The organism is Devosia sp. Z6_126 (assembly GCF_058133495.1).
Map to the genome: position 1 here is coordinate 339,409 of NZ_JBYUNO010000001.1, position 26,303 is coordinate 365,711.

30 protein-coding genes and 1 pseudogene are annotated in these 26,303 nt (G+C 63.1%); 19 read left to right on the forward strand and 12 right to left on the reverse strand.

The window, feature by feature from the left end:
• Window positions 1–7 precede the first annotated feature (7 nt).
• The 3 genes from rnpA to yihA all read left to right on the forward strand — a co-directional run bounded on the left by rnpA (window position 8) and on the right by yihA (window position 2,972).
• Window positions 8–415, forward strand: a complete 408-nt coding sequence (rnpA, locus tag AC3YOG_RS01715; protein ID WP_489933830.1) for a ribonuclease P protein component — start codon at window positions 8–10, stop codon at window positions 413–415.
• Window positions 412–2,250, forward strand: coding sequence for a membrane protein insertase YidC (yidC, locus tag AC3YOG_RS01720; RefSeq protein WP_173088790.1), 1,839 nt, complete (start codon window positions 412–414; stop codon window positions 2,248–2,250). Before rnpA ends, yidC begins: the two co-directional genes overlap by 4 nt.
• A 77-nt stretch (window positions 2,251–2,327) precedes the next feature.
• A complete protein-coding gene (yihA, locus tag AC3YOG_RS01725) occupies window positions 2,328–2,972 on the forward strand; it encodes a ribosome biogenesis GTP-binding protein YihA/YsxC (RefSeq protein ID WP_172122359.1) in 645 nt (214 codons plus the stop codon).
• 8 nt (window positions 2,973–2,980) lie between these two features.
• Here yihA and AC3YOG_RS01730 read toward each other — a convergent pair whose 3' ends face one another.
• From AC3YOG_RS01730 to AC3YOG_RS01755, 6 genes are all read right to left on the reverse strand, one after another.
• Window positions 2,981–3,112: a hypothetical protein gene (locus AC3YOG_RS01730; protein ID WP_489933831.1), complete on the reverse strand. Its 132-nt coding sequence runs from the start codon at window positions 3,110–3,112 to the stop codon at window positions 2,981–2,983.
• A 62-nt stretch (window positions 3,113–3,174) separates the two neighbouring features.
• On the reverse strand, window positions 3,175–3,603 hold the full coding sequence (locus AC3YOG_RS01735) for a type 1 glutamine amidotransferase (protein ID WP_489933832.1): 429 nt from the start codon (window positions 3,601–3,603) through the stop codon (window positions 3,175–3,177).
• Window positions 3,604–3,750: 147 nt separating this feature from the next.
• Complete coding sequence (msrB, locus tag AC3YOG_RS01740) at window positions 3,751–4,182, reverse strand: peptide-methionine (R)-S-oxide reductase MsrB (protein WP_489934539.1); 432 nt, start codon at window positions 4,180–4,182, stop codon at window positions 3,751–3,753.
• 216 nt (window positions 4,183–4,398) lie between these two features.
• Complete coding sequence (locus tag AC3YOG_RS01745; protein ID WP_489933833.1) at window positions 4,399–4,962, reverse strand: fasciclin domain-containing protein; 564 nt, start codon at window positions 4,960–4,962, stop codon at window positions 4,399–4,401.
• A 232-nt stretch (window positions 4,963–5,194) separates the two neighbouring features.
• Entirely contained in the window at window positions 5,195–5,911 is a 717-nt protein-coding gene (locus AC3YOG_RS01750) for an anti-sigma factor (protein WP_489933834.1), read from the reverse strand.
• Window positions 5,908–6,453, reverse strand: coding sequence for a sigma-70 family RNA polymerase sigma factor (locus tag AC3YOG_RS01755; protein ID WP_489933835.1), 546 nt, complete (start codon window positions 6,451–6,453; stop codon window positions 5,908–5,910). The genes AC3YOG_RS01750 and AC3YOG_RS01755 overlap by 4 nt, the downstream gene beginning before the upstream one ends.
• Before the next feature lie 149 nt (window positions 6,454–6,602).
• Between AC3YOG_RS01755 and argB the strand changes: the two genes are divergently transcribed.
• Window positions 6,603–7,505, forward strand: coding sequence for an acetylglutamate kinase (gene argB, locus AC3YOG_RS01760; RefSeq protein WP_127751890.1), 903 nt, complete (start codon window positions 6,603–6,605; stop codon window positions 7,503–7,505).
• A gap of 63 nt (window positions 7,506–7,568) precedes the next feature.
• Here the strand turns inward: argB and AC3YOG_RS01765 are convergent, their stop codons facing one another.
• The 3 genes and pseudogenes from AC3YOG_RS01765 to AC3YOG_RS01775 all read right to left on the reverse strand — a co-directional run bounded on the left by AC3YOG_RS01765 (window position 7,569) and on the right by AC3YOG_RS01775 (window position 9,680).
• Complete coding sequence (locus tag AC3YOG_RS01765; RefSeq protein ID WP_489934540.1) at window positions 7,569–8,336, reverse strand: MFS transporter; 768 nt, start codon at window positions 8,334–8,336, stop codon at window positions 7,569–7,571.
• A 168-nt stretch (window positions 8,337–8,504) separates the two neighbouring features.
• Window positions 8,505–9,061: pseudogene (locus AC3YOG_RS01770) on the reverse strand (MFS transporter); the annotation flags it as partial.
• Window positions 9,048–9,680: a TetR/AcrR family transcriptional regulator gene (locus tag AC3YOG_RS01775; protein WP_489933836.1), complete on the reverse strand. Its 633-nt coding sequence runs from the start codon at window positions 9,678–9,680 to the stop codon at window positions 9,048–9,050. The gene AC3YOG_RS01775 and the pseudogene AC3YOG_RS01770, both read right to left, overlap by 14 nt.
• Window positions 9,681–9,838: 158 nt before the next feature.
• On the opposite strand from AC3YOG_RS01775, the gene ilvA reads away from it, so the two are divergent.
• From ilvA to AC3YOG_RS01790, 3 genes are all read left to right on the forward strand, one after another.
• On the forward strand, window positions 9,839–11,353 hold the full coding sequence (ilvA, locus tag AC3YOG_RS01780; RefSeq protein ID WP_489933837.1) for a threonine ammonia-lyase, biosynthetic: 1,515 nt from the start codon (window positions 9,839–9,841) through the stop codon (window positions 11,351–11,353).
• Between the two features lie 96 nt (window positions 11,354–11,449).
• Window positions 11,450–12,691 carry a hypothetical protein gene (locus tag AC3YOG_RS01785; RefSeq protein WP_489933838.1) on the forward strand — a complete coding sequence of 414 codons (1,242 nt, stop codon included), beginning with the start codon at window positions 11,450–11,452 and terminating at the stop codon, window positions 12,689–12,691.
• 88 nt (window positions 12,692–12,779) lie between these two features.
• Window positions 12,780–13,484 (forward strand): pyrimidine 5'-nucleotidase, encoded by a 705-nt coding sequence (locus AC3YOG_RS01790; RefSeq protein WP_172122350.1) that lies wholly within the window; start codon window positions 12,780–12,782, stop codon window positions 13,482–13,484.
• Between the two features lie 11 nt (window positions 13,485–13,495).
• Here AC3YOG_RS01790 and AC3YOG_RS01795 read toward each other — a convergent pair whose 3' ends face one another.
• Window positions 13,496–13,864, reverse strand: coding sequence for a VOC family protein (locus AC3YOG_RS01795; RefSeq protein WP_127751884.1), 369 nt, complete (start codon window positions 13,862–13,864; stop codon window positions 13,496–13,498).
• Window positions 13,865–13,997: 133 nt separating this feature from the next.
• Here AC3YOG_RS01795 and AC3YOG_RS01800 point away from each other — a divergent pair, with 133 nt between their 5' ends.
• From AC3YOG_RS01800 to AC3YOG_RS01850, 11 genes are all read left to right on the forward strand, one after another.
• Window positions 13,998–15,875 carry an ABC transporter ATP-binding protein gene (locus AC3YOG_RS01800; RefSeq protein WP_489890963.1) on the forward strand — a complete coding sequence of 626 codons (1,878 nt, stop codon included), beginning with the start codon at window positions 13,998–14,000 and terminating at the stop codon, window positions 15,873–15,875.
• Between the two features lie 100 nt (window positions 15,876–15,975).
• A complete protein-coding gene (locus AC3YOG_RS01805; RefSeq protein WP_172122348.1) occupies window positions 15,976–16,290 on the forward strand; it encodes an ArsR/SmtB family transcription factor in 315 nt (104 codons plus the stop codon).
• A 72-nt stretch (window positions 16,291–16,362) separates the two neighbouring features.
• Window positions 16,363–17,418 carry a cation diffusion facilitator family transporter gene (locus AC3YOG_RS01810; RefSeq protein WP_489933839.1) on the forward strand — a complete coding sequence of 352 codons (1,056 nt, stop codon included), beginning with the start codon at window positions 16,363–16,365 and terminating at the stop codon, window positions 17,416–17,418.
• Window positions 17,419–17,597: 179 nt separating this feature from the next.
• Window positions 17,598–18,089 (forward strand): YciE/YciF ferroxidase family protein, encoded by a 492-nt coding sequence (locus AC3YOG_RS01815; RefSeq protein WP_127751880.1) that lies wholly within the window; start codon window positions 17,598–17,600, stop codon window positions 18,087–18,089.
• A gap of 197 nt (window positions 18,090–18,286) precedes the next feature.
• Entirely contained in the window at window positions 18,287–19,213 is a 927-nt protein-coding gene (locus tag AC3YOG_RS01820; protein ID WP_489933840.1) for a hypothetical protein, read from the forward strand.
• The gene (locus tag AC3YOG_RS01825; protein WP_489890966.1) at window positions 19,206–19,622 is read left to right on the forward strand and encodes a phage holin family protein; all 417 of its coding nucleotides are present in this window, start codon (window positions 19,206–19,208) and stop codon (window positions 19,620–19,622) included. Before AC3YOG_RS01820 ends, AC3YOG_RS01825 begins: the two co-directional genes overlap by 8 nt.
• The gene (locus tag AC3YOG_RS01830) at window positions 19,622–20,818 is read left to right on the forward strand and encodes a DUF3618 domain-containing protein (protein ID WP_489933841.1); all 1,197 of its coding nucleotides are present in this window, start codon (window positions 19,622–19,624) and stop codon (window positions 20,816–20,818) included. Before AC3YOG_RS01825 ends, AC3YOG_RS01830 begins: the two co-directional genes overlap by 1 nt.
• A gap of 55 nt (window positions 20,819–20,873) precedes the next feature.
• Window positions 20,874–21,980, forward strand: a complete 1,107-nt coding sequence (locus AC3YOG_RS01835; RefSeq protein WP_172122344.1) for a YihY/virulence factor BrkB family protein — start codon at window positions 20,874–20,876, stop codon at window positions 21,978–21,980.
• An 87-nt stretch (window positions 21,981–22,067) separates the two neighbouring features.
• Window positions 22,068–22,316: a DUF6894 family protein gene (locus AC3YOG_RS01840; RefSeq protein ID WP_172122343.1), complete on the forward strand. Its 249-nt coding sequence runs from the start codon at window positions 22,068–22,070 to the stop codon at window positions 22,314–22,316.
• A gap of 53 nt (window positions 22,317–22,369) precedes the next feature.
• Window positions 22,370–24,226 carry a malto-oligosyltrehalose trehalohydrolase gene (treZ, locus tag AC3YOG_RS01845; protein ID WP_489933842.1) on the forward strand — a complete coding sequence of 619 codons (1,857 nt, stop codon included), beginning with the start codon at window positions 22,370–22,372 and terminating at the stop codon, window positions 24,224–24,226.
• Window positions 24,227–24,254: 28 nt separating this feature from the next.
• Window positions 24,255–24,575, forward strand: coding sequence for a hypothetical protein (locus AC3YOG_RS01850; protein WP_489933843.1), 321 nt, complete (start codon window positions 24,255–24,257; stop codon window positions 24,573–24,575).
• An 11-nt stretch (window positions 24,576–24,586) separates the two neighbouring features.
• Here the strand turns inward: AC3YOG_RS01850 and AC3YOG_RS01855 are convergent, their stop codons facing one another.
• On the reverse strand, window positions 24,587–24,769 hold the full coding sequence (locus tag AC3YOG_RS01855; protein ID WP_489933844.1) for a hypothetical protein: 183 nt from the start codon (window positions 24,767–24,769) through the stop codon (window positions 24,587–24,589).
• A 145-nt stretch (window positions 24,770–24,914) separates the two neighbouring features.
• On the opposite strand from AC3YOG_RS01855, the gene AC3YOG_RS01860 reads away from it, so the two are divergent.
• On the forward strand, window positions 24,915–25,604 hold the full coding sequence (locus AC3YOG_RS01860; protein WP_349236667.1) for a GntR family transcriptional regulator: 690 nt from the start codon (window positions 24,915–24,917) through the stop codon (window positions 25,602–25,604).
• A 54-nt stretch (window positions 25,605–25,658) separates the two neighbouring features.
• On the opposite strand, the gene AC3YOG_RS01865 is transcribed toward AC3YOG_RS01860, so the two are convergent.
• Complete coding sequence (locus AC3YOG_RS01865) at window positions 25,659–26,012, reverse strand: RidA family protein (protein ID WP_172122340.1); 354 nt, start codon at window positions 26,010–26,012, stop codon at window positions 25,659–25,661.
• Window positions 26,013–26,303 lie beyond the last annotated feature (291 nt).

Sequence of the window (26,303 nt, forward strand, 5' to 3'; positions counted from 1 at the left end):
TGGCCGGATGACGGCCGTGGATGAAGCCGTAAGTTCCTTGCGTCGGCTGCGTAAGCGATCGCAGTTTTTGCGGGCCGCCCGGGGCAATCGCGCCGGGCGTTCCGCCTTTTCGCTGCAGGCCATCGCCGCGGCGGATCCGGATGCGGGCATCGGCTTTACAGTTACCAAAAAAACGGGCAACTCGCCCCAGCGCAACCGCATCAAGCGCAGGCTTCGTGCGGCTGCGACCGAATGCGCGCCTTTTTTTCGGCCCGGCCATGATTATGTAATGGTCGGCAGGCCCGAAGCGCTCAGCGAGCCTTTCACTAAGCTGGTCAAGGACCTCGGCATCGCCATTGGGCGGGTGCACCAGGAGCGCTCACCAGACCAGCGCAACCCTTCGGGCCGCAGTGGCCACCGGAATCCCCGACCATGACAGACAACCGCAACGTGATCATCGCCATCATCTTGAGCATGGTGGTGCTGTTCGGCTGGCAGTTCTTTGTGGCAGGGCCGCAGCTGGAGCGCGCCCAGCAGCAGGCGCAGATCGCGGCGGAACAGGCCCAGAGCGAAGCGGCGCTCGCGACACCCGCGACCACCGAAGCGGGCACATCAGTTGCACCTGGAGCCATTGGTGCGGATGGCAACCCTTCTTATCCCGATCGCGAAACCGCTGTCGCGGCAACGCAGCGCATCACGATCGACACGCCTGACCTGCTCGGCTCGATCAACCTGACCGGCGCGCGGATCGACGATCTCGAACTCAAGCAATATCGTGAAACGGTTGAGCCGGATTCACCCATCATCACGCTGCTGACTCCGGCCGGCGCGCCCAATGCTTACTTCATCGAGCAAGGCTGGGTGGCCGCTGGCGGCGCCAATGTCCCGCTGCCCACCGCGCAAAGCGTATGGACGCTCGAAGGCGACAATACCGTTCTGACGCCCGAAACGCCGGTCACGCTGCGCTTTGACAATGGCGCGGGCCTTATTTTCCGGCGCACCTTTGCGGTGGACGAGCATTACCTGTTCACCGTCACCCAGAACGTGGAAAATCTCAGCCCCACTCAGGTGTCGCTGTTCCCCTATTCGCGGGTTGTTCGGTATGGAACGCCCAAGGTGCAGAACTTCTTCATCCAGCATGAAGGCCCGCACGGCGTCCTTGGCTCGAACAATCTCGTTTCGCTGAAATATAGCGATCTGCAGAAGGATCAGCGCCGCCAGATCGACAACACGCAGGGCTGGCTCGGCTTTTCGGACAAGTATTGGGCAACCGCCGTGCTGCCCAACCCGCAGGCCAGCATCAACGCGCTGTTCTCCTGGAAGAACAATGCCGGCTATGACGATTACCAGACCAGTTTCGTGGAAACGACGCCGGTTGTAGTGCCACCAGGCGGCAGCGCCACGCACGAGACCTATGTCTTTGCCGGCGCCAAGGAAGAAGCCGTTATTGCCTCCTACGAGCAGCAATATGGCTTTGACCGGCTGGAGCTGTTGATCGACTGGGGCTGGCTGCACTTCATCACCAAACCCATGTTCCACCTGCTGACCTTCCTGCATGGTGTTCTGGGCAATTTCGGCCTCGCGGTCCTCGCGGTGACCGTGATCGTCAAGGCGATCTTCTTTCCGCTGGCGAGCCGTTCCTATGCCTCCATGGCGGCAATGCGACGCGTGCAGCCAGAGATGAAAGCCATCCAGGAGCGCCTCAAGGACGACCGTCCCGCCCAGCAACAGGCGATGATGGAGCTCTACAAGAAGGAAAAGATCAATCCGCTGTCTGGATGCTGGCCGATCCTGATCCAGATCCCGGTGTTCTTCGCCCTTTACACCGTTATCTTCATTAGCCTTGAAATGCGGCATGCGCCATTCTTTGGCTGGATCCGCGATCTGGCTGCGCCCGATCCCACCAATATCTTCACCCTGTTCGGCCTGATCCCCTGGGATCCGACCGCCCTGCCCCTGATCGGTGGTTTCCTGCATCTCGGCGTATGGCCCGTGATCATGGGCATCACAATGTGGGTGCAGATGAAGCTCAATCCGCCGCCGCCAGATCCGACTCAGGCGATGATCTTCAACTGGATGCCAGTGATCTTCACCTTCATGCTCGGCACCTTCCCCGCAGGTCTCGTGATCTACTGGGCCTGGAACAATACGCTCTCGATCACGCAGCAGTGGTTCATCATGAAGCGGCACGGCGCCGAGGTGAACCTCCTGGGTAACATCCTCGACAGCTTCAAGCGCAAGCCCAAGGCCGCCGAGCCGCCCAAGGCGTAATCGCCAAACACCACTATCCATGCTAGAGCCCGCCGGAGCCACACCGGCGGGCTCTGCCTTTTGAATGACGAGACCCCATGAGCGCACCAGACTATTCGCCCGACATCATCGAAAAAGGACGCCTGCTCTTCGCGCGCCCCTTTGTGTTCGTGAAAGGCTGCGTACGCATCGCCGACCTGCCGCCCATGGACAAGGTCGAGATCGCCTTTGCCGGGCGGTCCAATGTGGGCAAATCCTCGCTGATCAATGCCCTCTGCGGCACTTCGGGGCTCGCCCGCACGTCCAACACGCCCGGACGGACGCAGGAGCTCAACATCTTTGAGAGCACCAGCGCAGAGCTGCGCATCGTTGATATGCCGGGTTATGGCTACGCCAAGGCGCCCGAAGACAAGGTGCGCGCCTGGACCAAGCTTATTCACCAGTATCTGACCGGGCGGGCGACGCTGCGCCGGGTTTATGTGCTGGTTGATGGCCGCCACGGCCCAAAGGACAACGACCTGACCGTGATGAACGAGCTCGACAAGTCGGCCGTTAGTTACCAGATCATCCTCACCAAAGCCGACAAGCCTTCGGCGGAAGAACTTAAAAAGGTCATCGCGGCGACCCAGGCGGCCATCGCCAAGCGCCCGGCGGCTCACCCGCAGGTGATCCTCACTTCGAGCGCCAAAGGCGATGGCCTGCGCGAACTGCGCACCGAAATAGCAATGCTGCTCGAGAGCTGAGCCCCCGCTCAGCGGCTGGCAAGGAAGCTGGCGAGATAGCCCGCCACTGCCCGGCTGTCCGATGGCGTCGTGAAGGATGCACGCGCGGCCGCAACGACATTGTCGGCCGCAACGCCCTGACGCAGTTCAGCCAAAGCCAAAGCGTAGTCGTCGGTGAATTCGGGATGAGGCTGCAGGCTGAGCGCGGCCCCGTTGCGATAGATCAGGCCGGCATTGGGCGTGAAAGGTGACGCGAGCAGTATCTGGGCTTCGGCGGGGCCGTGATCACCTGATCCTGGTGCGAACAGCTGATCGCAAAGCTTGCTGGCGCCGAGCCCATGAAGGCGGGTTTGGCCACAACATCATAGCGGTGACGCCCGATACCCCAGCCTTTCTCGGATTTGCGCACCGTGCCGCGCAGTGCATCGGCCATAATCTGGTGACCAAAGCAGACCCCGACCATGGGTGTGCTCCGCGCATAGGCCCGGCGGATGAAGTCGCGCAGCGGATCGAGCCAGGGCAGATCGTCATACACCCCGGCCGATGAGCCGGTAATCAGGATGGCTTCCACCCTATCGAGGTCGGGCGGAACGGCACCTGCTCCCACAGGCACCACATCATAGCTGAAATCGGCGCCGACTTCCTCGAACATGCGCCGGAACATCGATGATAAGGCCCGAAGCGCGAACGCAGTTCGTCGGGGACTTCGCCGGTCTGCAGGATTGTGAGTTTCATGAGGATGCCGATCGGATGAACCGTCGATCCTTATCGGACAAGCAGTTGAGCCTGCAAGACCGAGCTACGCCGTGGCGGGGACAAACCGCATGGCAACCCCATTGATGCAATAGCGCAAGCCGGTCGGGGCGGGACCATCCTCGAACACATGGCCCTGGTGGCCGCCGCAATTGGCGCAGTGCACCTCGGTTCGGGTCATGAACAAAGAATCATCCACTGAAGTGCCGACACCCCCTTCAATGAAGGTGTAAAAGCTGGGCCAGCCGGTGCCGCTATCGAACTTGGTGGCGGAGTCGAACAAGGCCTCGTCGCAGCCGGCGCAGTGGAAAATTCCGGTGCGATGCTCGTCATTGAGCGGGGAGGTGAAAGCGCGCTCGGTGCCTTCGTGGCGCAGCACATCATAGACGGCGGGCTCGAGCTTGGCCTGCCATTCGGCATCGGTGAGCTTGAACGGAAACTTGCCTTCAGCGGCGATGCTGCCGGCGGGGCGCAGCATCGAGAAGGCGCCGAGGGCTGCAACAGCACTGCCACCAAGCAAAATGGTTCGACGGGAAACGGCCACGGCATGCTCCTCAAAAACCAAAACCGCCTATGCGGGGCGCTGTTGTGCAGTCTAGGTAGCGCTTGAATGGTGCGCATCACAATATTTGGTGAGGGTCCGCCCGAAGGCGAACCCCCTCAGCGCAAGGCGGGTGCGGCCGCCCCTTGCTGATTACATGTCCGACTTGGGCGTCAGCACGGCGTCGATCACGTGAATCACGCCATTGGACTGGATCACGTCGGCAATCGTGACATTGGCGACGGTGCCGTTCTCGTCGGTAACGGTCACGCCGCCATCAGCGGCGGCGAGGGTCAGCGTGCAACCGCCAACGGTCTCAACTTCGTGCTCGCCGCCATCTTCCTCGACCATGGAGACGATGTCAGTGGACAGCGCCTTGGCCGGGATCACGTGGCAGGCAAGGATAGTGGAGAGCATTTCCTTGTTTTCGGGCTTGAGCAGGTTTTCGACAGTCCCTTCGGGCAGCGCCTCGAAGGCTTCGTTGGTCGGGGCCAGAACGGTGAACGGGCCCTCGCCCGAAAGCGTATCCACGAGGCCGGCGGCCTTTACGGCAGCAACCAGGGTGGTGTGATCAGCTGAATTGCTGGCGTTCTCGACGATGTTCTTGTCGGCAGACATGGCTGCGCCGCCGACTTCAGGATTATCCTGGGCAAAGGCGACGCCGCCAAAGGCGGTAACCGAGAGCATGGCGGTAACAGCAAGTGTGGAGAGCTTCATTGTAGAGTTCCTTCCTCGTGATTGTTTGCCCGTTATTGGCTCGGACATGGGAAGGTACGGAGGCCTGCCGTGGGCAGTTTCGGCGATTTCAGCACCGAAACCGGGAAAAGCGCTGAAACTTTTTGCCGCTCGGGTTCGTACGCCGGCAGCGCTCATTGCTTGAGAGACGACGTAGAAAAGGGCGCGAACCAGGTCGCGCCCCTGAACCGCCCGAGCTAAGCAGAGGCCTCTGCTAGATGCGAGTAACCTGGCCCTGCGCCACGATCGGGCCGGTGGCCACGCCGGTGGGCGAGCCACCCTTGGGCTCAAGCGTCAGCGCAAGGCTTGAGCCTTCGCCCCAATGTTCGAGGATTTCGGGAGAAACCTTGACCTCGATCGCCTCGCCAATGGGCACAACGCCCATGGAGATCACGCTGTCATCCTCGATGGCCCAGAGTTCGAGGTCCTGGTCGGCCGCGGTTGCCCCCGAAAGAGCCGTCAACCGCAACGTGCCCGCGCCGTCGTAAAAGGCGAGGAAGCGCACATCGCTGCCTTCGGCCTCGAGCGCCGCCACGAGTTGGGTCGCCAAAGCTTCAGACCCCAGTTCGGGGCGCAGGAGGTTGGCGCCAATGGCGATCACCGCCACCGCCGCCGCTCCGGCCGCCACAGCGCGCCAGAACGCCAGACTATCCCAGAAACTGCCCCAGCCCCGGGCTGGCTCTGGCTGGCCGAACAGGCGCCCCTCGATCCGCGCCAGCAATCGCGCCGGCACCGGCGCTTCGGCGAACTCGGCATCCAGAGCGGCGAAGCTGGAGGTCCAGAAGTGCTCTTCTTCCTGCAGTGTCCGATCATCGGCGATCATCTCTGCCACGCGACGATGCTCATCCGGCCCGAGCAGCCCGAGCACATATTCGGCAACAAGCGCGCGTCGCCCGCTGGCATCTCCGCCGCTCTGTTCACCCATGCTCATGCCGAAAGACACTCTCTTAATCTGAGCAAACTGCGCCGCAGCCAGGTTCGCATCGTGTTCAAGGGGATGCTGTGCCGCTGGGCCAGCTCCTCATAACTAAAGCCATCCAGATAGGCGCCGCGAACCGCTTCGGCCCGGTCGGGCTCGAGGGTTTGCAGGCAACTATCGATCTGCCCGCGGACCTGGCGATCAGCGGCCGCCTGTTCGGGGTTGGGTGCGTCGTCCGCAATATCGAGCGCCGTGTCGATGTCGTCGGCAACGGGGCGGCGCGCCCGGAGAATATCGAGCGAATGGTTGCGCGCCACGGCCACCAGCCAGCTGATCGGGCTAGTATGGCCAGGAACATAGCGATCGGCGCGCTGCCAGATCTTTACATACACCTCCTGGATGGCCTCTTCGGCTTCCGAGCGGTCCTTCAAGATACGCAGCACGACGCCGAATAGTTTCGCGCTAGTGCGCTCGTAAAGGCTGCGGAACGCCGCGCGATCGCGCAAGGCACAGCGGGAAATCAGCTCGGCGATCTCGGGGCTCGGTGTCTGCATAACCTGTGTTGTAGCGGGCGGCGGCAAATCCGCAAGGGCTCAGCGCATCGAGGCGCTGGCAAATGGCCGATAGCGTCTTTTCCTTTGCCGCGTCATGCTCTAGACCCTCAACCGTCTTTTGGCCCGCTTCGGGGAGAAATGGTCTGTCCATGACGCAGGAAAACAACACAGTCGACCGGTTCTCCCATGATGCGGGGATCCTGGCTCAGGCGCTGCCCTATATGCAGCGCTATGAAGGCAAGACCGTCGTGGTCAAGTATGGTGGCCACGCCATGGGCGACCAGGCCCTCGGCCAGGCCTTTGCGCGCGACATCGCGCTGCTCAAGCAATCCAAGGTCAATCCGATCGTGGTGCATGGGGGCGGGCCGCAGATTGCGTCCATGCTCAAAAATCTCGGCATCGAATCCAAGTTTGAGGGTGGCCTGCGCGTCACCGACCAGCGCACCATGGATGTGGTGGAAATGGTGCTGGCCGGCTCCATCAACAAGGAAATCGTCGCCCTCATCAATGCCGAAGGCGAATGGGCGATTGGCCTCTGCGGCAAGGACGGCAACATGGTCTTTGCTCGCAAGGCCGAAAAGAAGGTGCGCGATCCCGGCTCCCATATCGAGCGCGTGCTCGATCTGGGTTTTGTCGGTGAGCCGGTGGAAGTGGACCGCACCCTCCTTGACCTGCTCGCCCGCTCCGAGATGATCCCGGTGATCGCGCCGGTCGCTCCCGGGCGCGATGGCATGACCTACAACATCAATGCGGACACCTTTGCCGGGGCCATTGCCGGCTCGCTCGGCGCCAAGCGCCTCCTGTTCCTGACCGACGTGCCGGGGGTGCTCGACGCCAATGGCAAGCTGATCCCGGAACTGTCGGTGCGCGAGGCCAAGGCGCTGATCGCCGACGGCACGATTTCGGGTGGCATGATCCCCAAGGTCGAAACCTGCCTTGAAGCGCTCGACAATGGCGTCGAGGGCGTGGTGATCCTCAACGGCAAGACCCCGCATGTCGTGCTGGTCGAGCTCTTCACCGAGCACGGCGCCGGCACGCTGATCGTGCGCTGAGCCCCAACGCATCTCTGCTGGAATAAAAAAGGCCGCCTTTTGGGGCGGCCTTTGTGTTTGCTGCTAGTGTTCCACCACCACCTGCGCGGCCGGAGCCCCCTGCCCTTGTCCCTGCCCACTGCCGCGCTTAAACAGCGGCACTGCCAGGAGCACCAGGAAAAAGCTCGCCACCTGATACCACAGGGCAAAGCTTGCTGCATCGGCAAAGGCGATCTGGGGCGTGGTGCCTGCAGCCAGTCCCGAACCTAGGCGCCCGAAGAACAGCTCGCCCACTAGCGCAATGCCCAGGGCCCCACCTACCTGCTGGAAGGCCTGCAGCGCGCCCGAACCGGCTCCGGCATCGCGGGGCGGCACATAGCGCAGCACCAGCTGGAACAAGGACGAGAAGCCCAAACCTAGTCCAATACCGGCAATCAGCAGGGGCGCAAGAAAGCTCCAGTGATCGATGCTGTCGCGGGCAGCGGCAATGATGAAATGGAGCCACAAGATCCCCGATGACAACAGCACGCCCGAGGCCGCCAGCCGCCCCCGCAGCTGGCGCGAACCGAGGCGCCCGGCGATGAGCGACGCCAGCAGCACGCCCACGGAGAATGGCGTGTTGGTCAGGCCGGACTCCAGTGGGGTAAAGCCGAAGCCCGACTGGAGCAGCAGCGATATCACCATGAACATGCCGGGAATGCCGGAAGCAAACACGGTGATCACCAAGGCACCAAACATGAAGTCCTTGTTGGTGATGAGGTCGAAGTTGAGCAGCTGTGGCTCGCCGAGGCGCGCCCGGTTGCGCGTCCAAAGCGTAAAGAGGACGAGCCCGACCACCCCAGCCACAATCATCGCAAAGCACCAGGCCGGCCAGCCATAGGCACGTCCTTCGATGATGGGAAACACCAGCAGCACGATGCTGGCGCCGAACAGCACGATGCCGACATAGTCATTCTTGAGCCCGGCATGGCCTGGCAATCGGGGGATCAGCAGATAGCCTGCAACAATGGCGGCAATGCCCACCGGGATGTTGACGAGAAAAATCGGCTGCCATTCCAGACCGAACAGATTGGCGGAAATCAGCAAGCCACCCAGGATGGGTCCGCACACCGAAGCGAGGCCCGCCGACAAGCCGAATAGGGAAAAGGCCTGGCCTCGTTCATGGGGCGGAAAGGTCACCGTCGCGATGGCCAGCACCTGCGGCGTCATCATGGCGCCGGCAAGACCCTGGATCACGCGGGCGATGATCAGGAATTCGATATTAGGCGCCATGCCGCAAAGCGCTGAAGCGGCAGTAAAGGCGCCGACGCCCCACAGGAACATGTGGGTGCGGCCTCGCCCAGCCGCCCGAACGGCAGCAGGCCTAGGGCGAAAGCCAGCACAAAGGCGGCAACCACCCATTCGATCTGGCTGTCGGTCGCCCCCAGCCCCTCGCGCATGCTGGGCAGGGCCACATTGACGATGGTCACATCGATCAGATTCATGAAGTTGGCGATCAACAGCACGAACAGCGCCGGCCAGCGCCGGGGATCGGCCGTGTCGGGCATGGCCGCCGATGCGGGATTAGCTGTGGACATGGTCTTGCTTTCCTTGGACAGTTTGGGGGGCGCCAAAGGCGCGCTCGAGTTCGGCAAAGACGCGCTCGAGCGAAGTGCGGTGTGCGGTCCAGAGCCGCCAGTGATCGCTGAGGGCACCCGTGGCAATGAGCGCGGCCGCCAGCGGGTCGAGATCGGGGCGGAACGAGCCATCGCCGATGCCCAGCTCGAACAGCTCGACGAATTGGCTGCGCCACAAATCGTGCAGCGGCGCCATGATGGCGGCGATCGCCGGATCACGGCGACCGCGCTCCATCATTTCGGTCAAAACGATAATGAGCTCCGGCGTGTCTTCCACGATCTCGCGAAATTCCTCGAATTCGAGGCGCAATTGCTCGAGCCCGTTCTTGCCGGTGCGGGGACGCCGCTCGGCCTGGGCGCGAAAATCGGCGCGCAGGCTTTCCGCCACTAGCGCGATCAGGGCTTCCTTGCTGGGCACGTGGTAATGGAGTGTCGCGATATTGATGCCGACGCGGGCGGCAATGTCGCGCGTGCGCAAGCCCTCGAGCCCTCGCTCGACAATGATGGCGCGCGCCGCCAGCGCGACGGCACGCCGACGATCATCGCCACTGCAACGTTTGGGTAGGGGCTCGCTCGGCATGGCGCTCAACTCTGGGGAGCGGCGTCCTAGCGCACCTGCGCCAGCCAATCAATCATTTGATTGGGAGGCCCGGCTGAATTTTGCCCGTGCGTCCATCGCTGTTGACATCTGCGCCGGGGAGGCCGAGTTCCCCTTTCTGTTCGTCACCGGAGCCCGCCATGCAGGATTATGTCCGCCGGATCTTGACCTCCGCGGTTTATGAAGTTGCCCAGGAAACGCCGCTCGAGCGCTTGCCGCTGCTGTCGGCGCGCCTGGGGGCCGATGTGCTGCTCAAGCGCGAAGACCTGCAGCCGGTGTTTTCCTTCAAGATCCGCGGCGCTCATAACCGCATCGCCCAGCTCACCGCCGCCGAGCGCGTGCGCGGCGTCATCTGCGCCTCGGCGGGCAACCATGCCCAGGGCGTCGCCATGTCGGCCACGCGGCTCGGCATCCGCGCTATTGTGGTGATGCCCACCACCACGCCCACCATCAAGATCGGCGCGGTGCGGCGGCTGGGCGGCGAAGTGGTGCTGCATGGCGACGGGTTCGATGCCGCGCGTGCCCATGCCGCCGAGCTGGCCGCAACCCATGGCTATGTCGTCGTGCACCCGTTCGACGATCCCGATGTGATCGCCGGGCAGGGCACGATCGGGCTCGAACTCATGCGCCAGCAGCCCGGCTCGATCGGCGCCATCTATGTCCCAATCGGCGGGGGCGGGCTGGCAGCCGGCATTGCCGCCATCGTCAAGTTCCTGCGCCCCGATATCCGCGTCATCGGGGTCGAACCGGAGGAAGCTGCCAGCATGAAGGCGGCCATTGCCGCTGGCCATCCCGTGCCGCTCGACGAGGTGGGGCTGTTTGCCGATGGCGTTGCCGTGCGCCAAGTGGGCGACGAAACCTTCCGGCTCTGCCGCGAACTGCTCGACGACATCGTGCTGGTTTCCGCCGACGAGATCTGCGCGGCAATCAAGGACATTTTCGACGATACGCGCGCCATCGCCGAACCCGCCGGCGCCCTGGCCCTGGCCGGCTTGCGGCGCCAGGTCGAACTGGGCACGGCCCCGAAGGGCCCGCTGATCGCCATCAATTCGGGCGCCAATGTCAATTTCGACCGCCTGCGCTATGTGGCCGAACGTGCCGAGATCGGCGAGCGCGCCGAAGCGCTCCTGGCCGTCACCATTCCCGAGCGTCCCGGCAGCTATCGCGATTTCATCCGGCTGATCGGCCAGCGCTCCATCACCGAGTTCAACTACCGCTTTGCCCATGGCGAAGCCGCGCGCATCTTTGTGGGCGTCAAGCTCAGCCGAGGCGATGCGGAAAAGGCCGAGATCCTGTCCCTCCTCGCCAATGCGGGCCTCTCGGTCATCGACATGACCGACAACGAGGTCGCCAAGCTCCATGTGCGCCACATGGTGGGCGGGCGCGTCGCCAATCTGGCCGATGAGGTGATCTACCGCTTCCAGTTCCCCGAACGCCCCGGCGCCTTGCTGCGCTTCCTTGAGGGGCTGACTGAAGCCTGGAACATTTCGCTGTTCCACTACCGCAACCACGGTGCCGATTATGGGCGCGTGCTGGTGGGCATCCAGGTGCCGCCCGAAACCCGGACTGCCTTTGAAGCCCATCTGAACGCCATCGGATTTCCGTTCTGGGACGAAACGGGCAACCCAGCCTATAAACTTTTCCTTGGAACCTGAGATCGGCGGAACCAGCAGGCGCTCCGGGGCGTCATGCTGTTGCCACCAACAGCCAGCATAGTCACCCTTCACCCCACTCCAAAAAGCGGAGCCGCCATGACGCCGACCAGAAACAAGCACCTTTTTGCCCTGGCCGGGATGGCCACCCTGGCCATGCTCCAGCCCGCCATGGCCTTGGATGCGCAGAGCTTTGTTGATCGGGTGGAGGCCATCTACGAGCCGCTTGGCTATGAGCTGAGCTTTGGCGAGGCAACGCTTGAAGGCGACACCATCGTGGCCAAGGCTGTTCGCATCGGCGTTGGCGCGACGGCCGGCGAGCCGGCGCCCTACACCGTGACGACCGACATTACCTTTAGCGGCGTTACCGAGCTGGCCGACGGCGCCTATATGGCTGAAACGGTTACGGTTCCCGATATCGACACCGACTTTGCCACCGATCCGGTGGGGCACCTCACCCTCAAGGATGTGCGGCTCGAGGGCTTCTACCTGCCGGCCGGCGAGACGATCTCGGCCGATGCCGTGTTGCAGCTGGTGCGAGCGATCAAGACGGGGCCGATGACGGTGACCCGTGATGGCGCGCAGGTGGCGAGTGTCGCCTCCATGGAAGCGGTTTCGACCTTCAATCCCGAGCCTGGGACCGGGCCACTAGTGGATTTGACCTCGACGCTGGCGATCAATGACATCGATCTGGACCTGTCGACCATGAAGGACGACGACCCCGAAGCCGCCGCTGACATCGAGGCGCTGGGGCTGACGCAGGTGCAGGGCGATGTCAGCCAGTCCATGAGCTGGTCCATGGCCGACGGGCATCTGGTGGTCGATAAGTTCCTGTTCGACTTCAACGATGTGGGCGCGCTCGACCTCCGGTTCGACCTGCTCGGCGTCACGCCGGCGCTGATGGACAAGCTCGGCAAGGCGCAGGCCGCGACCGAGGCGCAGGGCTATGATCCCGAGAGCAAGGAAGCCCAGGCCGCCCAGATGATGATGGGCATGGAATTGCTGCAGGGCGTGACCCTGGTCGGCGCCTCGATCGCTTATGACGACGCATCGCTGGCCGACAAGGCGCTGGATTTGTATTCGGCAAAACAAGGAGTTGAGCGGGCTGAGCTGGTTGAAGGCCTCAAGGCCAGCTTGCCGCAGATGCTGGCGGGTACCGGCGTTCCGGCGCTGGCCGATCTCGTGACCGGGCCGGTTTCGGCGTTCCTTGATGACCCGCAGAGCCTTGAAATTGCTGTTCAACCGGCGAGCCCGACGACGCTCCTGGTGTTGACGGCTGCAGCGGCAAACCCCGCGGGATTGCTGTCGATGCTGGGGCTGGCGGTTACCGCCAACGAGTAAGCCCAGCTGCCAAAAAGGCCGGTTCGCCGGCCTTTTTCTTCCCCTGATGGTGGTGAATTCATTTAGATGAACGTGTTATGAACGGCTTATGAACGAGCTTTTGCCGCCGCGGATTGCAAGCTTATCGCATGTGCAGGATTGGGTGTTCGATCTCGACAACACCCTTTATCCGCGCACCTGCAATTTGTTTGCGCAAATCGATATCCGCATCACCAATTACGTGATGGACCTCACCCGCCTCGACTTCGAGGCGGCCCGGGCATTGCAGAAAACCTATTACCGCGATTTCGGCACGACGCTGAACGGGCTGATGCATGGCCACAAGGTCGACCCCGACCATTTCCTTGATACTGTGCACGCGATCGATTATTCGCCCGTCGCCCCCCATCCCGAACTGGTGGAGGCCATTCGCGCCCTGCCCGGGCGCAAGTTCATTCTGACCAATGGCGATGTCAGCCATGCCCGCTCGGTGCTGCGCCAACTGGGTGGCGGGGATTTGTTCGAGCATGTGCACGACATCCGCGCCATGACCTTCGTGCCCAAGCCGCACCGGCAGGCCTATGAGGGTTTTCTCAAGGCCCACGACATCGATCCCAACCGGGCGGTGATGTTCGACGATCTCGAAAAGAATTTGCTGGCGCCCCATGAGCTGGGGATGTCCACCGTGCATGTGGTGGCCGGCGAGGACTTCGTGCATGACCAGGTGGAAGCCTGGGAACTCGGTCGTGGCGCCGGCGCGCATGTGCACCATATCACCGACGATCTGGCGCGGTTCCTGCGCGAGCTGCCCTAGGGGCTGCACCGCTACATAGTGTTGAGGTGCAGGATATTGCCGTCGGGGTCCTTGAACCAGACCATGCCGAAATCGCCGGCATGGTGGATGTCGCCCCGCAGCTCCATGCCCGGATAATGTTCGAACACCACACCTTTGGCAGCAAGATCGGCGGTAATCGCCTCAAGCTCGTCGCCGACGCCCCAGACCACGGCATTGGCCTGGTTGGTGCCGGCATAATCGGAGCGGTAGACGACAAGCCGAGTGCCGCCGGTACGAAAGGTCAGCACATCGTCGTCACCCCCTTCGAGCTCCAGCCCCAAAATGGTGCCATAGAAATGCTGCGCCCGCGCGATATCGCTCACGGCAACAATCGCCGAAGAGTCTTTCTGCTTGAGCATCCCATCCTCCCTGCAGGCTTATCCTGACCATGGCTGAGATCGGCCTTATTGTGCGCCCAGTGGGGGCGATGAAACAAGCCAGCACTGCTGACCTGCGCTGCTCGTGCGGTCCCCTTCGCGCTAGGCTGAAGCCATGAGCCAATTTGCTTCCCGCCGTCTACCACCGGTTCCCGAGGAAGCCGCCAGCTTTCGCGAACGCATGCGCAATCTGCGCCATCTCGGGCGGCTCCTGGCGCAGATCTGGCGAACCAGCCGGTTCCTGACCGCTGCGAGCATTGGATTGCGGCTGGTGGCGGCGGTGCAGCCGGTCGCCATGCTTTATGTGGGCAAGCTAATCATCGATGAAGTGGTGCGGCTTTCCGGCTCGCCAGCGCCTGGCTCAACCCTGGCGGAATGGTGGGCGAGCGGGTCGCTCAACACGATCGCGGTGCTGCTGCTGATCGAGCTGGGGCTGGTGATCGGCTCGGACCTGCTGTCGCGCCTGACGGGGCTGGCGGATTCGGTGCTGGGAGAATTGCACTCCAATACGGTCAGCGTCGAGTTGATGGCCCATGCCGCCAGGCTCGATTTGCGCCACTTTGAATCGGCGGAATACCAGGATCGGCTGGAGCGAGCGCGGCGGCAGGCCGCGGGGCGCAATGCGCTCCTGAGCCAGATCTTCGGGCAGGCCCAGGATATCATCACCGTCATCACGCTGGGCGCAGGCCTGTTTGTGTATGCGCCCTGGCTGATTGCGCTGCTGCCCCTGTCCTTTGTGCCGGCGATCTGGGGCGAAACGCGGTTCAATACCCTCGCCTATTACCTTTCGCGCGGGCGCACTCCCGAGCGGCGCGAGCTGGAATATATCCGCCATGTCGGCGCCAGCGCCGAAACTGCCAAGGAGATCAAGCTTTTCGGCTTGGGCGGCTTCCTTATCAACCGGTTCCGCACCCTCGCGCAGACCATTTTTGTCGAGAACCGGCGCATCGCGATCCAGCGGGCGGGCTGGGGCGCGTTGTTCGCCGCCATCGCCACCCTCACCTATTACGGCGCCTATGGCTATATCGTTTGGCGCACCATCACCGGGGCTTTTTCCATCGGCGATCTCGCCTTTCTGTCGGGCTCGTTCCTGCGCCTCAATGGCTTGTTCCAGCGCATCCTGCTGGGCTTCACCAGCATTGCCGGCCAGTCGCTTTATCTCGACGATCTGTTCTCATTTTTCGAGATCGAGCCCACCATCGTGCCGCCAGCCCATCCCAAACCCTTTCCTCAGCCGATCCGGCGGGGCGTGCAGTTCGAGAATGTCGGGTTCCGCTATCCCGATACGGATACCTGGGCGATCCGGAACCTGAGCTTTACCCTTGCCGCCGGGGAAACCCTGGCGCTGGTGGGCGAGAATGGGGCTGGCAAGACCACGATCGTCAAGCTGATGACCCGGCTCTACGACCCCGATGAAGGGCGGATCACCGTCGATGGCGTGGATCTGCGTGACATGCTGATCGAAGATATCCACGCCCATATCGGGGTGATCTTCCAGGACTTCATCCGCTATAGCCTCACCGCACGCGAAAATATCGGCGTGGGGCGCATCGAGCTGCAAGACGACATGGACCGGATCAAGGCCGCGGCCGAGCAAAGCCTCGCCGATGGGGTGATCGCCAAGCTGCCCCTTGGCTATGAGCAGCCGCTGGGGCGCCTGTTCAACAAGGGCCGCGACCTCTCAGGCGGGGAATGGCAAAAGATCGCCATTGCCCGCGCCTATATGCGCGATGCCGAACTCATCATTCTCGATGAACCCACCGCCGCGCTCGATGCCAAGGCGGAAGCCGAGGTGTTTGCGCGCTTCAAGAGCCTTGCCGCCGGCAAAACCGCGGTGATCATCTCGCATCGGTTTTCAACCGTGCGCATGGCCGACCGTATCCTCGTGCTGGAAAACGGGGCGATCCTGGAATCCGGCTCGCACCAGGACCTGGTGGCGCTAGGTGGGCGCTATGCCGAACTGTTCGAGTTACAGGCCGCCGGTTACCGCTAGGAATGGGCATCTGAGCCCGTCCCCGCCTGGGAGCGCCGGTTTGGCCTTGGCAAGCTGCACAGAACAGCCTTAGCTCTGCCCGAGGTCCACAAGAGGTTGCATGATCACCCCGAACGACAGCCAGATCACCCTAATCGCCGAAACCTATCGTCTCCTGGGCGATCCGACGCGGTTGCGGGTAATGCTGGCTTGCCTGGCGGGCCCGATCGCCGTGGGGGACATTGCCCACACGCTCGGCGTGTCGCCTTCCCTCGTCAGTCACCATCTGCGCTTGCTGCGCTCGGCGCGCCTGGTGCGCGGCACGCGGCGTAACAAGCAGGTGTTCTACGAGGCAGAAGACGATCACATCGCCCATATGCTGACCGATATGATCGAGCATGTTGGCGAGGAACAAGGCGGCGACGCCGGGTCTTGATCACACCGGCGTGTGAGCCTTGCATCCGACATATGAACAGCTATTCATATGATAGAGGATGAGGTGAGGTCGATGAACGCAGATGGCCATGAGGGGGATGCCAACGCGGCGGCCGGTGCGAGCGCAACTGTGGCCGGGCAGGTCCACGATCACCACGAGCATGATCACGCCTCCCACAGCCATGAGCACGACGATCATGGCCATCACCATGATCATGGCGGACACAGCCACGCCCCCAAGGTCGGGGCCAATAATGAACGCGTGGTGCTGATCGGCTTTGCGTTGACGGCTGGCTTCATGCTGGTGGAAGTGGTGGCGGGATGGCTGTCGGGCTCGCTGGCGCTGATCGCCGATGCCGGCCACATGCTGACCGATGCGGCCGCCCTGCTGCTGGCCTGGGCCGCGTTCCGCTTTGGGCGGCGGGCTTCCGACGCCACGCACACCTTTGGCTTCATGCGGCTCGAAGTGGTCGCCGGGCTGGTCAATGCACTAACCCTGTTTGCCCTGGCTGGCTGGATCCTGTTCGAGGCAGTGCAGCGGGTGATGTCGCCCCAGCCGGTGCTGGCGGGGCCGATGCTGGTGGTGGCGATCCTCGGGCTGGGGGTGAACCTCCTCGTTTTCCGAACGCTTCAAGGCGGGGACAAGGACCACGTCAATATTCGAGGCGCCGCGCTCCATGTGCTGGGCGACATGCTGGGTTCTGCCGCGGCGATCGTTGCCGCCATCGCGATCTGGCTTACGGGCTGGATGCCGATCGATCCGATCCTGTCCTCCCTTGTGTCGCTGCTGATCCTGCGCAGCGCCTGGAGCTTGCTGCGCAATTCGCTGCAGATCCTGATGGAAGGAGCGCCCGGCAATGTGGTGGTGGAGGAAATCGGCCCCTATCTGACCAAGACCGTCCCAGGGCTGAGGGCGGTGCGGCATATCCATGTCTGGTCCATCACCTCCAACAAGCCCTTGGCGACGCTGGAAATCGCCCTTGCTCCCGGAGGCGACCCGGCCGCCGTAACCCGCGCCACCAAGGCGGCGCTGCTGGAAGCCTATGGCATTGCCCATTCCACGGTGGAAATCGACTGGAGCCAAAGCCCGACCCATTGTGCCCTGGGTGACGCAGCGGCACCGGCCTGAGCCCCTCCCAATTGCCCACCGCGCGCTCCCTTGGCGCCGCCCACATCCGGTTCCATCGGGCGGGCGAAAAATACCCCTTGGTCTGTTGTCGCAAACCCGTGTTCTCGGGGGGAACCAATTGGGGGTCGTTCCGATTGAGTCCCCGAACGCCACAAGGCAAATTAACCGAGGAAATCAACATGGCTGAAGAAAAGAATCTTAACGATTTGTTTCTCGATACGCTCAAGGACATCTACTACGCCGAAAAGCAGATCGTAAAAACTCTGCCTAAGATGGCCAAGGCTGCCCAGTCGCCCGAACTTGCTGCCGGCTTCGAACAGCACCGCGATGAAACCGACGTGCATATCGAACGCCTCGAGCAGATCTTCGAATTGCTCGGCAAGCCCGCGCGCGGCAAGACCTGCGACGCCATTCTCGGGATCATCGAGGAAGGCAAGTCCATCATGGACGAGTTCAAGGGCACGCAGGCGCTCGATGCCGGCCTGATCGCGGCGGCACAGGCCGTCGAGCACTATGAAATGGCCCGTTACGGCACGCTGCGCACCTGGGCCCAGCAGTTGGGGATGACCGACGCGGCCAAGCTGCTCGAGACCACGCTGGGCGAAGAAGAAGCGACCGACAAGAAGCTGACGACGCTCGCCACCGGCGAAGCCAACGCCAAGGCCGCCTGAGCCCTAGCAGGGGACTAAGATCAAGCCGGCAGGCCGCCCAAGCGGCGGGGCTGCCGGCTTGCGCATGTTGCAATAACCTACTGTAATTTCAAGACAATTAAGGGAACTTCCGTCCGCTCGCGGCATTGTGTGCTCACTTGACGTCGGCCACGGAGCGGCCAAGGCGACGTTCTCTAGAACCTAAAGGAGTCGGAGCGATGAGCCCCCAAGATCCTAGTCAATTCTCAGCAGACCAGACATCGAGCACCGGCGGCGCCGCGGGGATCGTCCCCGATCAGGCCAAGCAGGACCTGAGCGCAGCTCAAGAACAGGCCAAGCACGATTTTGCTGCGGTCAAGGAAACCGCCAAGAGCGAACTTGACGCGGTTGCCCAGCGCGCGGCCGAAGAAGTGCGCAACCTCAAGGGCCAGGCGCAGGAACAGCTTGGCGCCGCGACCGAAAAGGCCCGCTCCTTTGCCAGCGAGCAAAAGGACATGGCCGCGGGCCAGCTCAGCGGCATTGCCTCGGCCGTGACGCGGGTTGCCGATGAACTCGACAACGACCAGCAGAGCACCATTTCGGGCTATGTCCGCGACCTGGCCAATGGCCTTAATCGCGCATCCGAAACGGTCCAGAACAAGAATGTCGACGACCTCGTGGGCATGGCCCAGGACTTCGGCCGCCGCCAGCCGCTGGCCTTCCTGGGCGTTGCAGCCCTGGCCGGCTTTGTGGCCAGCCGCTTTGTGCTGGCTTCCGCCAACCGCCGCAGCGGTACGGGCGGGCAGACTTCGGGTGAAACCGGCTATACCGGCAATTCCTCCAGCTATGCCAGCTCGGGCGGTTTTGCCACCGGCGGCAGCGGTTCGGGCACCGGTTCGAGCGGTTATGGCACGGGCAGCAGCGGCTATGGCTCGACCGGTAGCACCGGTTCGACCGGCAGCACCGGCTCCAGCTATGGCTCGACCGGCGGCACGGGTTCGGGCACCGGCTCCAGCTATGGTTCCACCCCCGGCACCGGCAGTTCCTATGGATCGACCGGCGGCAGCACTTCGGGCTCGGGCTCGGGCCTAGGCTCGGGCAGCGGCTACGGCTCGGGTTCCACGGGTGGCTCGACCACCCAGAATGGGGAGAAGGATAATGTCTAACGTCAATGACAGCCGGCCACTATCCGAGCTGATCGGCGGCCTTGCCGGCGACATCTCGAACCTGTTCCACAAGGAAATCCAGCTGGCCAAGGCCGAGGCCTCGGAAAAGTTCTCCCAGACCATGGGCGGGGTCGTGTTCCTCCTCGCCGGTGCCGTTCTGGCACTGGGCGCGCTGGGCGTGTTCCTCTCGTTCCTCGTGTCGCTGATTGCAGCGTTCTTCGAGGCGCAGGGCATGGACGAGACCATGGCCACTTCCATCGGGGCGATCATCGTCACCGTGGTGGTCGGCATCATCGCTTATGTGCTGGTGAACCGTGGGCTGAGTGCCCTCAAGGCCAGCAACCTCAAAATGGAGCGCACGGCCTCTTCGCTTGGCCGTGACGCCGATGTGGTCAAGGAGAGACTCTAATGGCTTACGATGACGACAACAAAAGCTCGGCCGAACTCCAGCGCGAAATCGATATGCAGCGCAACCAGGTCGAAAACCGCATCGACCAGATCGCCGATCGCCTTTCGCCCGGCCAGTTGGTCGACGAGTTCATGGCTTACACCAAAGGCGGCGGTGGCGAGTTCATCGGCTCGCTGCAGCGCAGCGTGACCGCCAATCCCCTGCCGGTGGCCTTGCTGGGCGTGAGCCTGGCCTGGCTGATGGCCAAGCCCGGCGGTTCGTCCAAATCGGAGCGGACAACGACCACCCGCGCCTATGGCGACGATGCCTGGGATGACAGCATCAATGCGCGTCGCGGCTATGGCGCCACGGACTACGACACCGAAAGCGTTTATATCGACGAAGAGTTCTATGACGACGAAGACTATCCCGTCGCCACGATCTCGGGCTCGAGCATGCAGCGGCTGGGCAGCGTCAGCGATGATGCTGGCCGCAACTACAGCGAGTTCACCGACGATTCCGGCAAGAAGTTCCGCGCCCTGACCGACAAGACGGGCCAGCGCGCCGGCCACTTCATGGATGAGGCGGGCAATCGCTTCAAGGGCTTCGCCGATGCCGGCGGCCAGCAGGTGCAGCATTTCCGTGACGAAGCGGGCAATCTGCTCGATGCGGCCACGGGCTGGGCCTCCCATACCTGGCGCCAGGCTCGTCGCAAGCTCCATGATGCCCGCGACGCACTGAGCTCGGGTGCAAGCCATGCCGGCAGTGCCGCCAGCGGGCTGCGCAGCCAGGCAGGACATGCGGGCAGTGCCATCCGCAGCCAGGCCGGTCATGCCGGTTCGGCGATCCGCCACCAGGCGGGCTCGCTCAACCACACGCTGATGGACCAGTTCCGTGAGCAGCCCCTGGTTGCCGGCGCCCTGGCTTTTGCCGCCGGTGCCGCCCTTGCCGCCACCCTGCCTCATACCGAGCAGGAAGACGCGCTGTTGGGTGAAAGTGCCGACCAGCTCAAGGCCATGGCCGGCGAGCAGGCCAGCCAGGTTTATGAGCAGGGCCGCGAAAAAGCGACCGAGCTTTATGAAACCGCGACCGGCAAGGCTGGCGAAATCTACCAGCAGGCCAAGGAAGGCGTTTCCAACGTGGCTGGGACCGCTTCCACCTCTTCGACCGGGCAGTCCTCGACCGGCCAGGGCTCGACCGGAGAGTCGACGACCTGAGCGAAAGAAAAACAAGAGGAAGGCGGGTAACCGCCTTCCTCTTTTGGGGGGAAGAATGCAAGACACGTCATCGCTTTACGCCGGTCAACAAGGTCGGGGGCGAGACGCTGCTGCGCCCACCGAAATCCCAGCCGCGGGCTGGAAAGACATTCTCTACCGCCTGTTCCGGTCCATCAATAATGACCGGATCCTGCTCACCTCCGCCGGCGTGACCTTTTACATGCTGCTGGCGCTGGTGCCGACGCTGACCTCCGTGGTCGCGATCTATGGCCTGTTCAACAGCACCACCGATGTTGCCAACCAGGTCGATCTGCTGGTGGGGCTGGTGCCCCCGGGCGGGCTCGAAATCATCCGGGACCAGCTGACGCGTCTCACCACGGAAAGCAGCCGCACCCTCAGTTTTACCCTTGTGATCTCCACCGCCATTGCGCTTTGGAGCGCGAGCGCTGGCGTCAAGGCCATGTTCGAGGCAATGAACATTGCTTATCACGAGCAGGAGCGCCGCCCTTTCCTCAAGCTCCAACTGATTGCCCTGTTGTTCACCCTGGGTGGCGCCGTGGCAGCGATCATGGTGCTGGCGACGGTGGTGATCCTGCCCGCCATTATTGCCCTGTTGCCGACTACCGGCGGGTTTGAATGGGTGGTGCGGGTCGCTTCTTATGCCGTGATGCTCCTGGTGGTCTGGCTGAGCATCGCAGCCATTTATCGCTGGGGACCCAGCCGCGAGGAAGCCAAATGGCGCTGGATCACCCCGGGCGCCGTTCTGGCCGTGGTGTTGCTCGGAGCGACCTCTATCGCCTTTTCCTGGTATGTCACCAATTTCAGCGACTACAACCGCACCTATGGCTCGCTTGGCGCCCTGATCGCGCTTTTGACCTGGCTGTGGATTTCGGTGACCCTCGTGATCCTCGGGGCCGAGCTCAACTCGGAAGTGGAGCACCAGACCGCGCGCGACTCCACCACCGGCCCCGAAAAGCCGCTCGGCGAACGCGGTGCCCATATGGCCGACCATGTGGGGCGGGTCTGGCCGTGGGACCGCAAGAAGCTGGAAAAACCACCCAAGCCGCCGGCCGAGCGCCGGCCCCTGCCGTGGAGCAGCCTCGCCTTTTCGGCTCCGGCAGCCTGGCTGCTCGGGCGAGCCCGCAAGCGCGGCAGGAGCTGACCCATATCTAGTGCAAGCCAAACGGGAGCCTGATCCGTGATCCCAACACATGCCGGCCTGCCCGGCAAAGAACCACGGTGAAACGCGATGCCGCGCTTCTTTTTCGATATTCACGATAGCGACGGCTTGTTTCGCGACGATGCCGGGCTGGAACTAGAAAACATGGATGTGGCGGTGGGCATGGCTCGCCGCACCCTGTCCGACATGGTGCGCGACGCGTTTCGCGACTCCCAAACCACCGAGCTTTCCGTACAGATCCGCGATGGCAGCCAGGGTCCGGTAGTGCTGACCGTCAAGCTCGAAACGCGCGATGAAGCGGAGGATCAATCTAGGTGAGTGACATCAGCCAATTGGGCTCCTCAGACGTTGCTGGCAAAAGAGGATTCCCGATGAACCAAATGGCCGTCCCCGCCCACAAGACCATCCGCCGCGAACAGGAAATGAAGTTCGGCACCCAGATCACCGGATCGGGCGTGCGCTTCCGGCTGTGGGCACCCCAGGCGCAACGCGTCGAGCTCAGGCTGATCGGCGGGAAAACCCTGCCCATGGTGGCGAGCGAGCGCGGCTGGTTCGAGCTCGAAGTGCCTGGCGTGGGCCCCGGCACGCGCTACATGTTTGCCATTGACGGCGCGCTCGAAGTGCCCGACCCGGCATCGCGCTACCAGCCCGAGGATGTGGACGGACCCAGCGAAGTGGTCGATCCGCTTTCCTACGAATGGCGCGACCTAGGATGGCGCGGCCGCCCTTGGGAAGAAGCCGTCTTTTACCAGCTCCATATCGGCACCTTCACCGAGCAAGGCACCTTCCGGGCCGCAATCGACAAACTCGATTATCTGGTGGAGCTGGGCGTGACAGCGATCCAGCTGCTGCCGCTGGCCGAATTCAAGGGCGATTGGAACTGGGGCTATGACGGGGCGATGCTGTTCGCGCCCGATGCCAGCTATGGCCACCCCGATGATCTCAAGGCTCTGGTGGATGCCGCCCATGAACGCGGCCTGATGATGTTTGCCGACGTCATCTACAACCATTTCGGGCCCAAGGGGAATTACCTGCCCGCCTATGCCCCGGTGATGACCGAAAAGCACAAGACCCCCTGGGGCGCCGCCCTCAACTATGACGATGAAGGCGCCCATACCGTGCGCGACATCGTGTTTGCCAATGCCCGGTTCTGGATCAACGAATATCGCTTTGACGGACTGCGCTTCGATGCGGTGCATGCCATCCAGGATACCGGCCCTAAGCACATGCTGCAGGACCTGGCCGAGCAGACCCGGGCCGCAACCGATGGGCGCTATATCCATCTGGTGCAGGAAAACTCCAAGAACCAGGCCGGCTGGTTCAAGCGCGGCTGGCATGGCGGACCGTGGCTCTATGATGCGCAATGGAATGACGACGTGCATCATTGCCTCCATGTCGCGGCGACGGGCGAAAAGTTCTGGTATTACGAAAATTATGAAGGCCGCACCGACCTGCTCGGCCGCTCGCTGGCGGAAGGCTATGCCTATCAGGGCGAGATAACTCCGCATGAAGGCGAGCCCAAGGGCGAGCCCAGCGCTTTTCTGCCCAGCACCGCCTTTGTCGCCTTTATCCAGAACCATGACCAGATCGGCAATCGCCCCTTTGGCGAGCGAATTGGTCAATTGGTGCCGGCAGCGGTGACGCGGGTGCTGGCCACGATCTATCTGTTGTCGCCCCAGATCCCGATGGTGTTCATGGGCGAGGAATGGGACAGCAAGCGCCCCTTCCTGTTCTTTACCGATGTGGGCGAGGATCTGGCCGAGGCCATCCGCAAGGGCCGCCGCGAAGAAATGCGCCACATGATCGGGGACAGCGAGCCCGACCGGCTGCCGCCCGACCCGATGGCCGAGGCAACGTTCCGGGCCTGCAAGCTCGATTGGGAAGAGACCGACGAGGCCGGGCCCACCAGCCATTTGTCGCTTTATCGAACCCTGCTGGCGTTGCGGCGCGAGGAAATCGTGCCCCGGCTTCGCGGCATGCAAGGCTATGCCGGGCGCTACCAAATCCTGGGCGACAAGGCGGTGCGCGTGAGCTGGACCCTGGGCGATGGCTCGACGCTGGTGTTGAGCGCCAATCTAGGCTCCGAGCCCGTCAGCGGGGTCGATCTCTCCCATCCCCATCTCTGGGTCGAGGGCACTGTGAGTGGCGATACGCTCCAGCCCTGGAGTGCCGTTTATGACCTGCACCTCGCCCCCGCGCAGGGAACAACTGGGGTCCAGGACAGTTAAATCGGCACAAGAACCGGAGGCTCGAACAGTGCAACTTCACGTTTATCGTCTGGTGCCGGTGGCAAGGGAAGGCGACCCCAATTGGGGTCGCGCCGTCCCCCAGGGCGAAGTTGTGGTGCGGGCGCGCTCCTCGGGCGATGCCCGGGTGGTGGCCTCGCATGCGGAGGCGGCGGCGATTACCCTGCGCGAGCCATTGGCGACCACCCAGGTGGAAGCCAGCGCGCTACGCGACCCAAAACTTTACCATGTGGTGCAGGATGATAGCGGGCTTTACCCAAGCGACGGGCCGCGCACGGTGCTGAAGGCGATGTTCCAGGTGCCCGACGACTATATCGTGAGTTCAGACTAGGGGCTCACCCCCTAGTCGCTGCCCACATCGGCTTCGCCACCCTGCGGATCGGGCAATGAGCCGGTGCCGGGGGTTTTTTCGTTGTCGATCAGGTCTGGGCGCGCATGCGGGCCGGCGGGCGGCATGGTGGAGGGCGCATCCTTGCCGGGCTTGTGGTCGGGCTCGTCAGGCTTGGCGTCCGGGTGCTGGCTCATGGACTTAACTCCTTGTTGCCGAGGGAGAACGCGGCGTCCGAACGCCTGTTCCCTGCGCAGGGACGGGCTGCGTTATTGCCGGTTTGAAGACCTGGGCGCTCGGTGCTAGGGGTTCGCCGCGCCACCACAGCCAAAGGACGCGGATGTGAGCTCGACCGACGACATGGGCAAGGCCCCAACCCCGCTCAAGCGGCCCACCCGGCTGGGGGACGAGGTTTACAACGCCATTTACGGGCAGCTGATGTCGCGCCAGATTCCGCCAGGCGGGCGGGTATCGGTTGACCGGATGGCGCGTGAACTGGGCGTGTCGCAAACCCCAATCCGCGAGGCACTATCGCGGCTCGAGGCGCAGGGGCTGGTGGTCAAGACCCATCTCGTAGGCTATAGCGCCGCCGAGCAGCTCGATCGTGCCCGGCTCGAGCAGCTGTATGAATTGCGCTTGTTGCTGGAGCCGTTTGCCGCGGGACGCGCGGCCAAGGCGATGAGCGCGGAAGCGCGGGCCGGATTGAACAAGCTGGCCGAGGAGATGCGCGAAACCGAACAGGATCCGCCGGCGGAGGCTTATCGGCGCTTTGCGCGGCTCGACAGCGATTTCCACGATGCCATTGCCCAGGGCAGCGGCAATGAGCTGGTGCATGAAACGCTGACCAATCTGCACACCCATGTGCATCTGTTCCGCTTGTTCTACCATGCACGCGCCACCAGCGACGCGCTCGAGGAGCACCAAGGGATCATCGATGCGCTGACCGCCGGCGATGCCAAGGCTGCGGAAGCGGCGATGCGCCACCATCTGGAGCGCTCGCGCGAGCGCTTCATTGGCGCGTTCGAGCGCTAAGGCGCATGGCTCTCGCGCACCCGATGGCGCACGAGAGCTGAAAAACGGGCCGGCTTAGGCCTTGGCGGCTTCCACCTGGATTTCCACCAGCACGTCGGGAGCAGCAAGGCGCGCTTCCACCGTAGCGCGCACCGGGGTGTGGCCAGCCACGACCCACTTGTCCCACACTGCGTTCATTTCATCGAAGGCCGCAATGTCGCGCAGCCAGATCGTGGCCTTGTAGACCTGTTCCTTGCTGGTGCCGGCATCGGCCAGCAGCGCGTCGATGCGCTCGAGGATCTCGGTGGTCTGCTCGGCGACCGAAGTGCCGCCGCGCTTGTCGGCGGTGATGCCGGCGAGGAAAACCGTATTGCCGTGGATGGCAACCAGGCTCATGCGGGGGCCGACATGCTTGCGTTCGATAGTCATGGCTCTTCCTTGTTGTTCTTGGGCGCCGCGCGGAGCGGCACGCAGCCTTTCTAGGCTGGGTCGCGCCCAGGAGCCAGCCCGCAGCGCCGCTATTGTGCTGAGGGAACAAGAGGAATGGGGTCGCTGCAATTGTTCGGCACCCCCATCCTGCCCAGCAGCGTGAACCGGGGCAATGGAGGACGTGCGCACCCGGATGGAGAGGCTCGGACCCGCCAACAACCGCCAGTTTACCCTGCGCATTTACTTGGCCGTAATTTGGCGCTTGCTATGCAGGTTGCTGGCCTCGTGGCG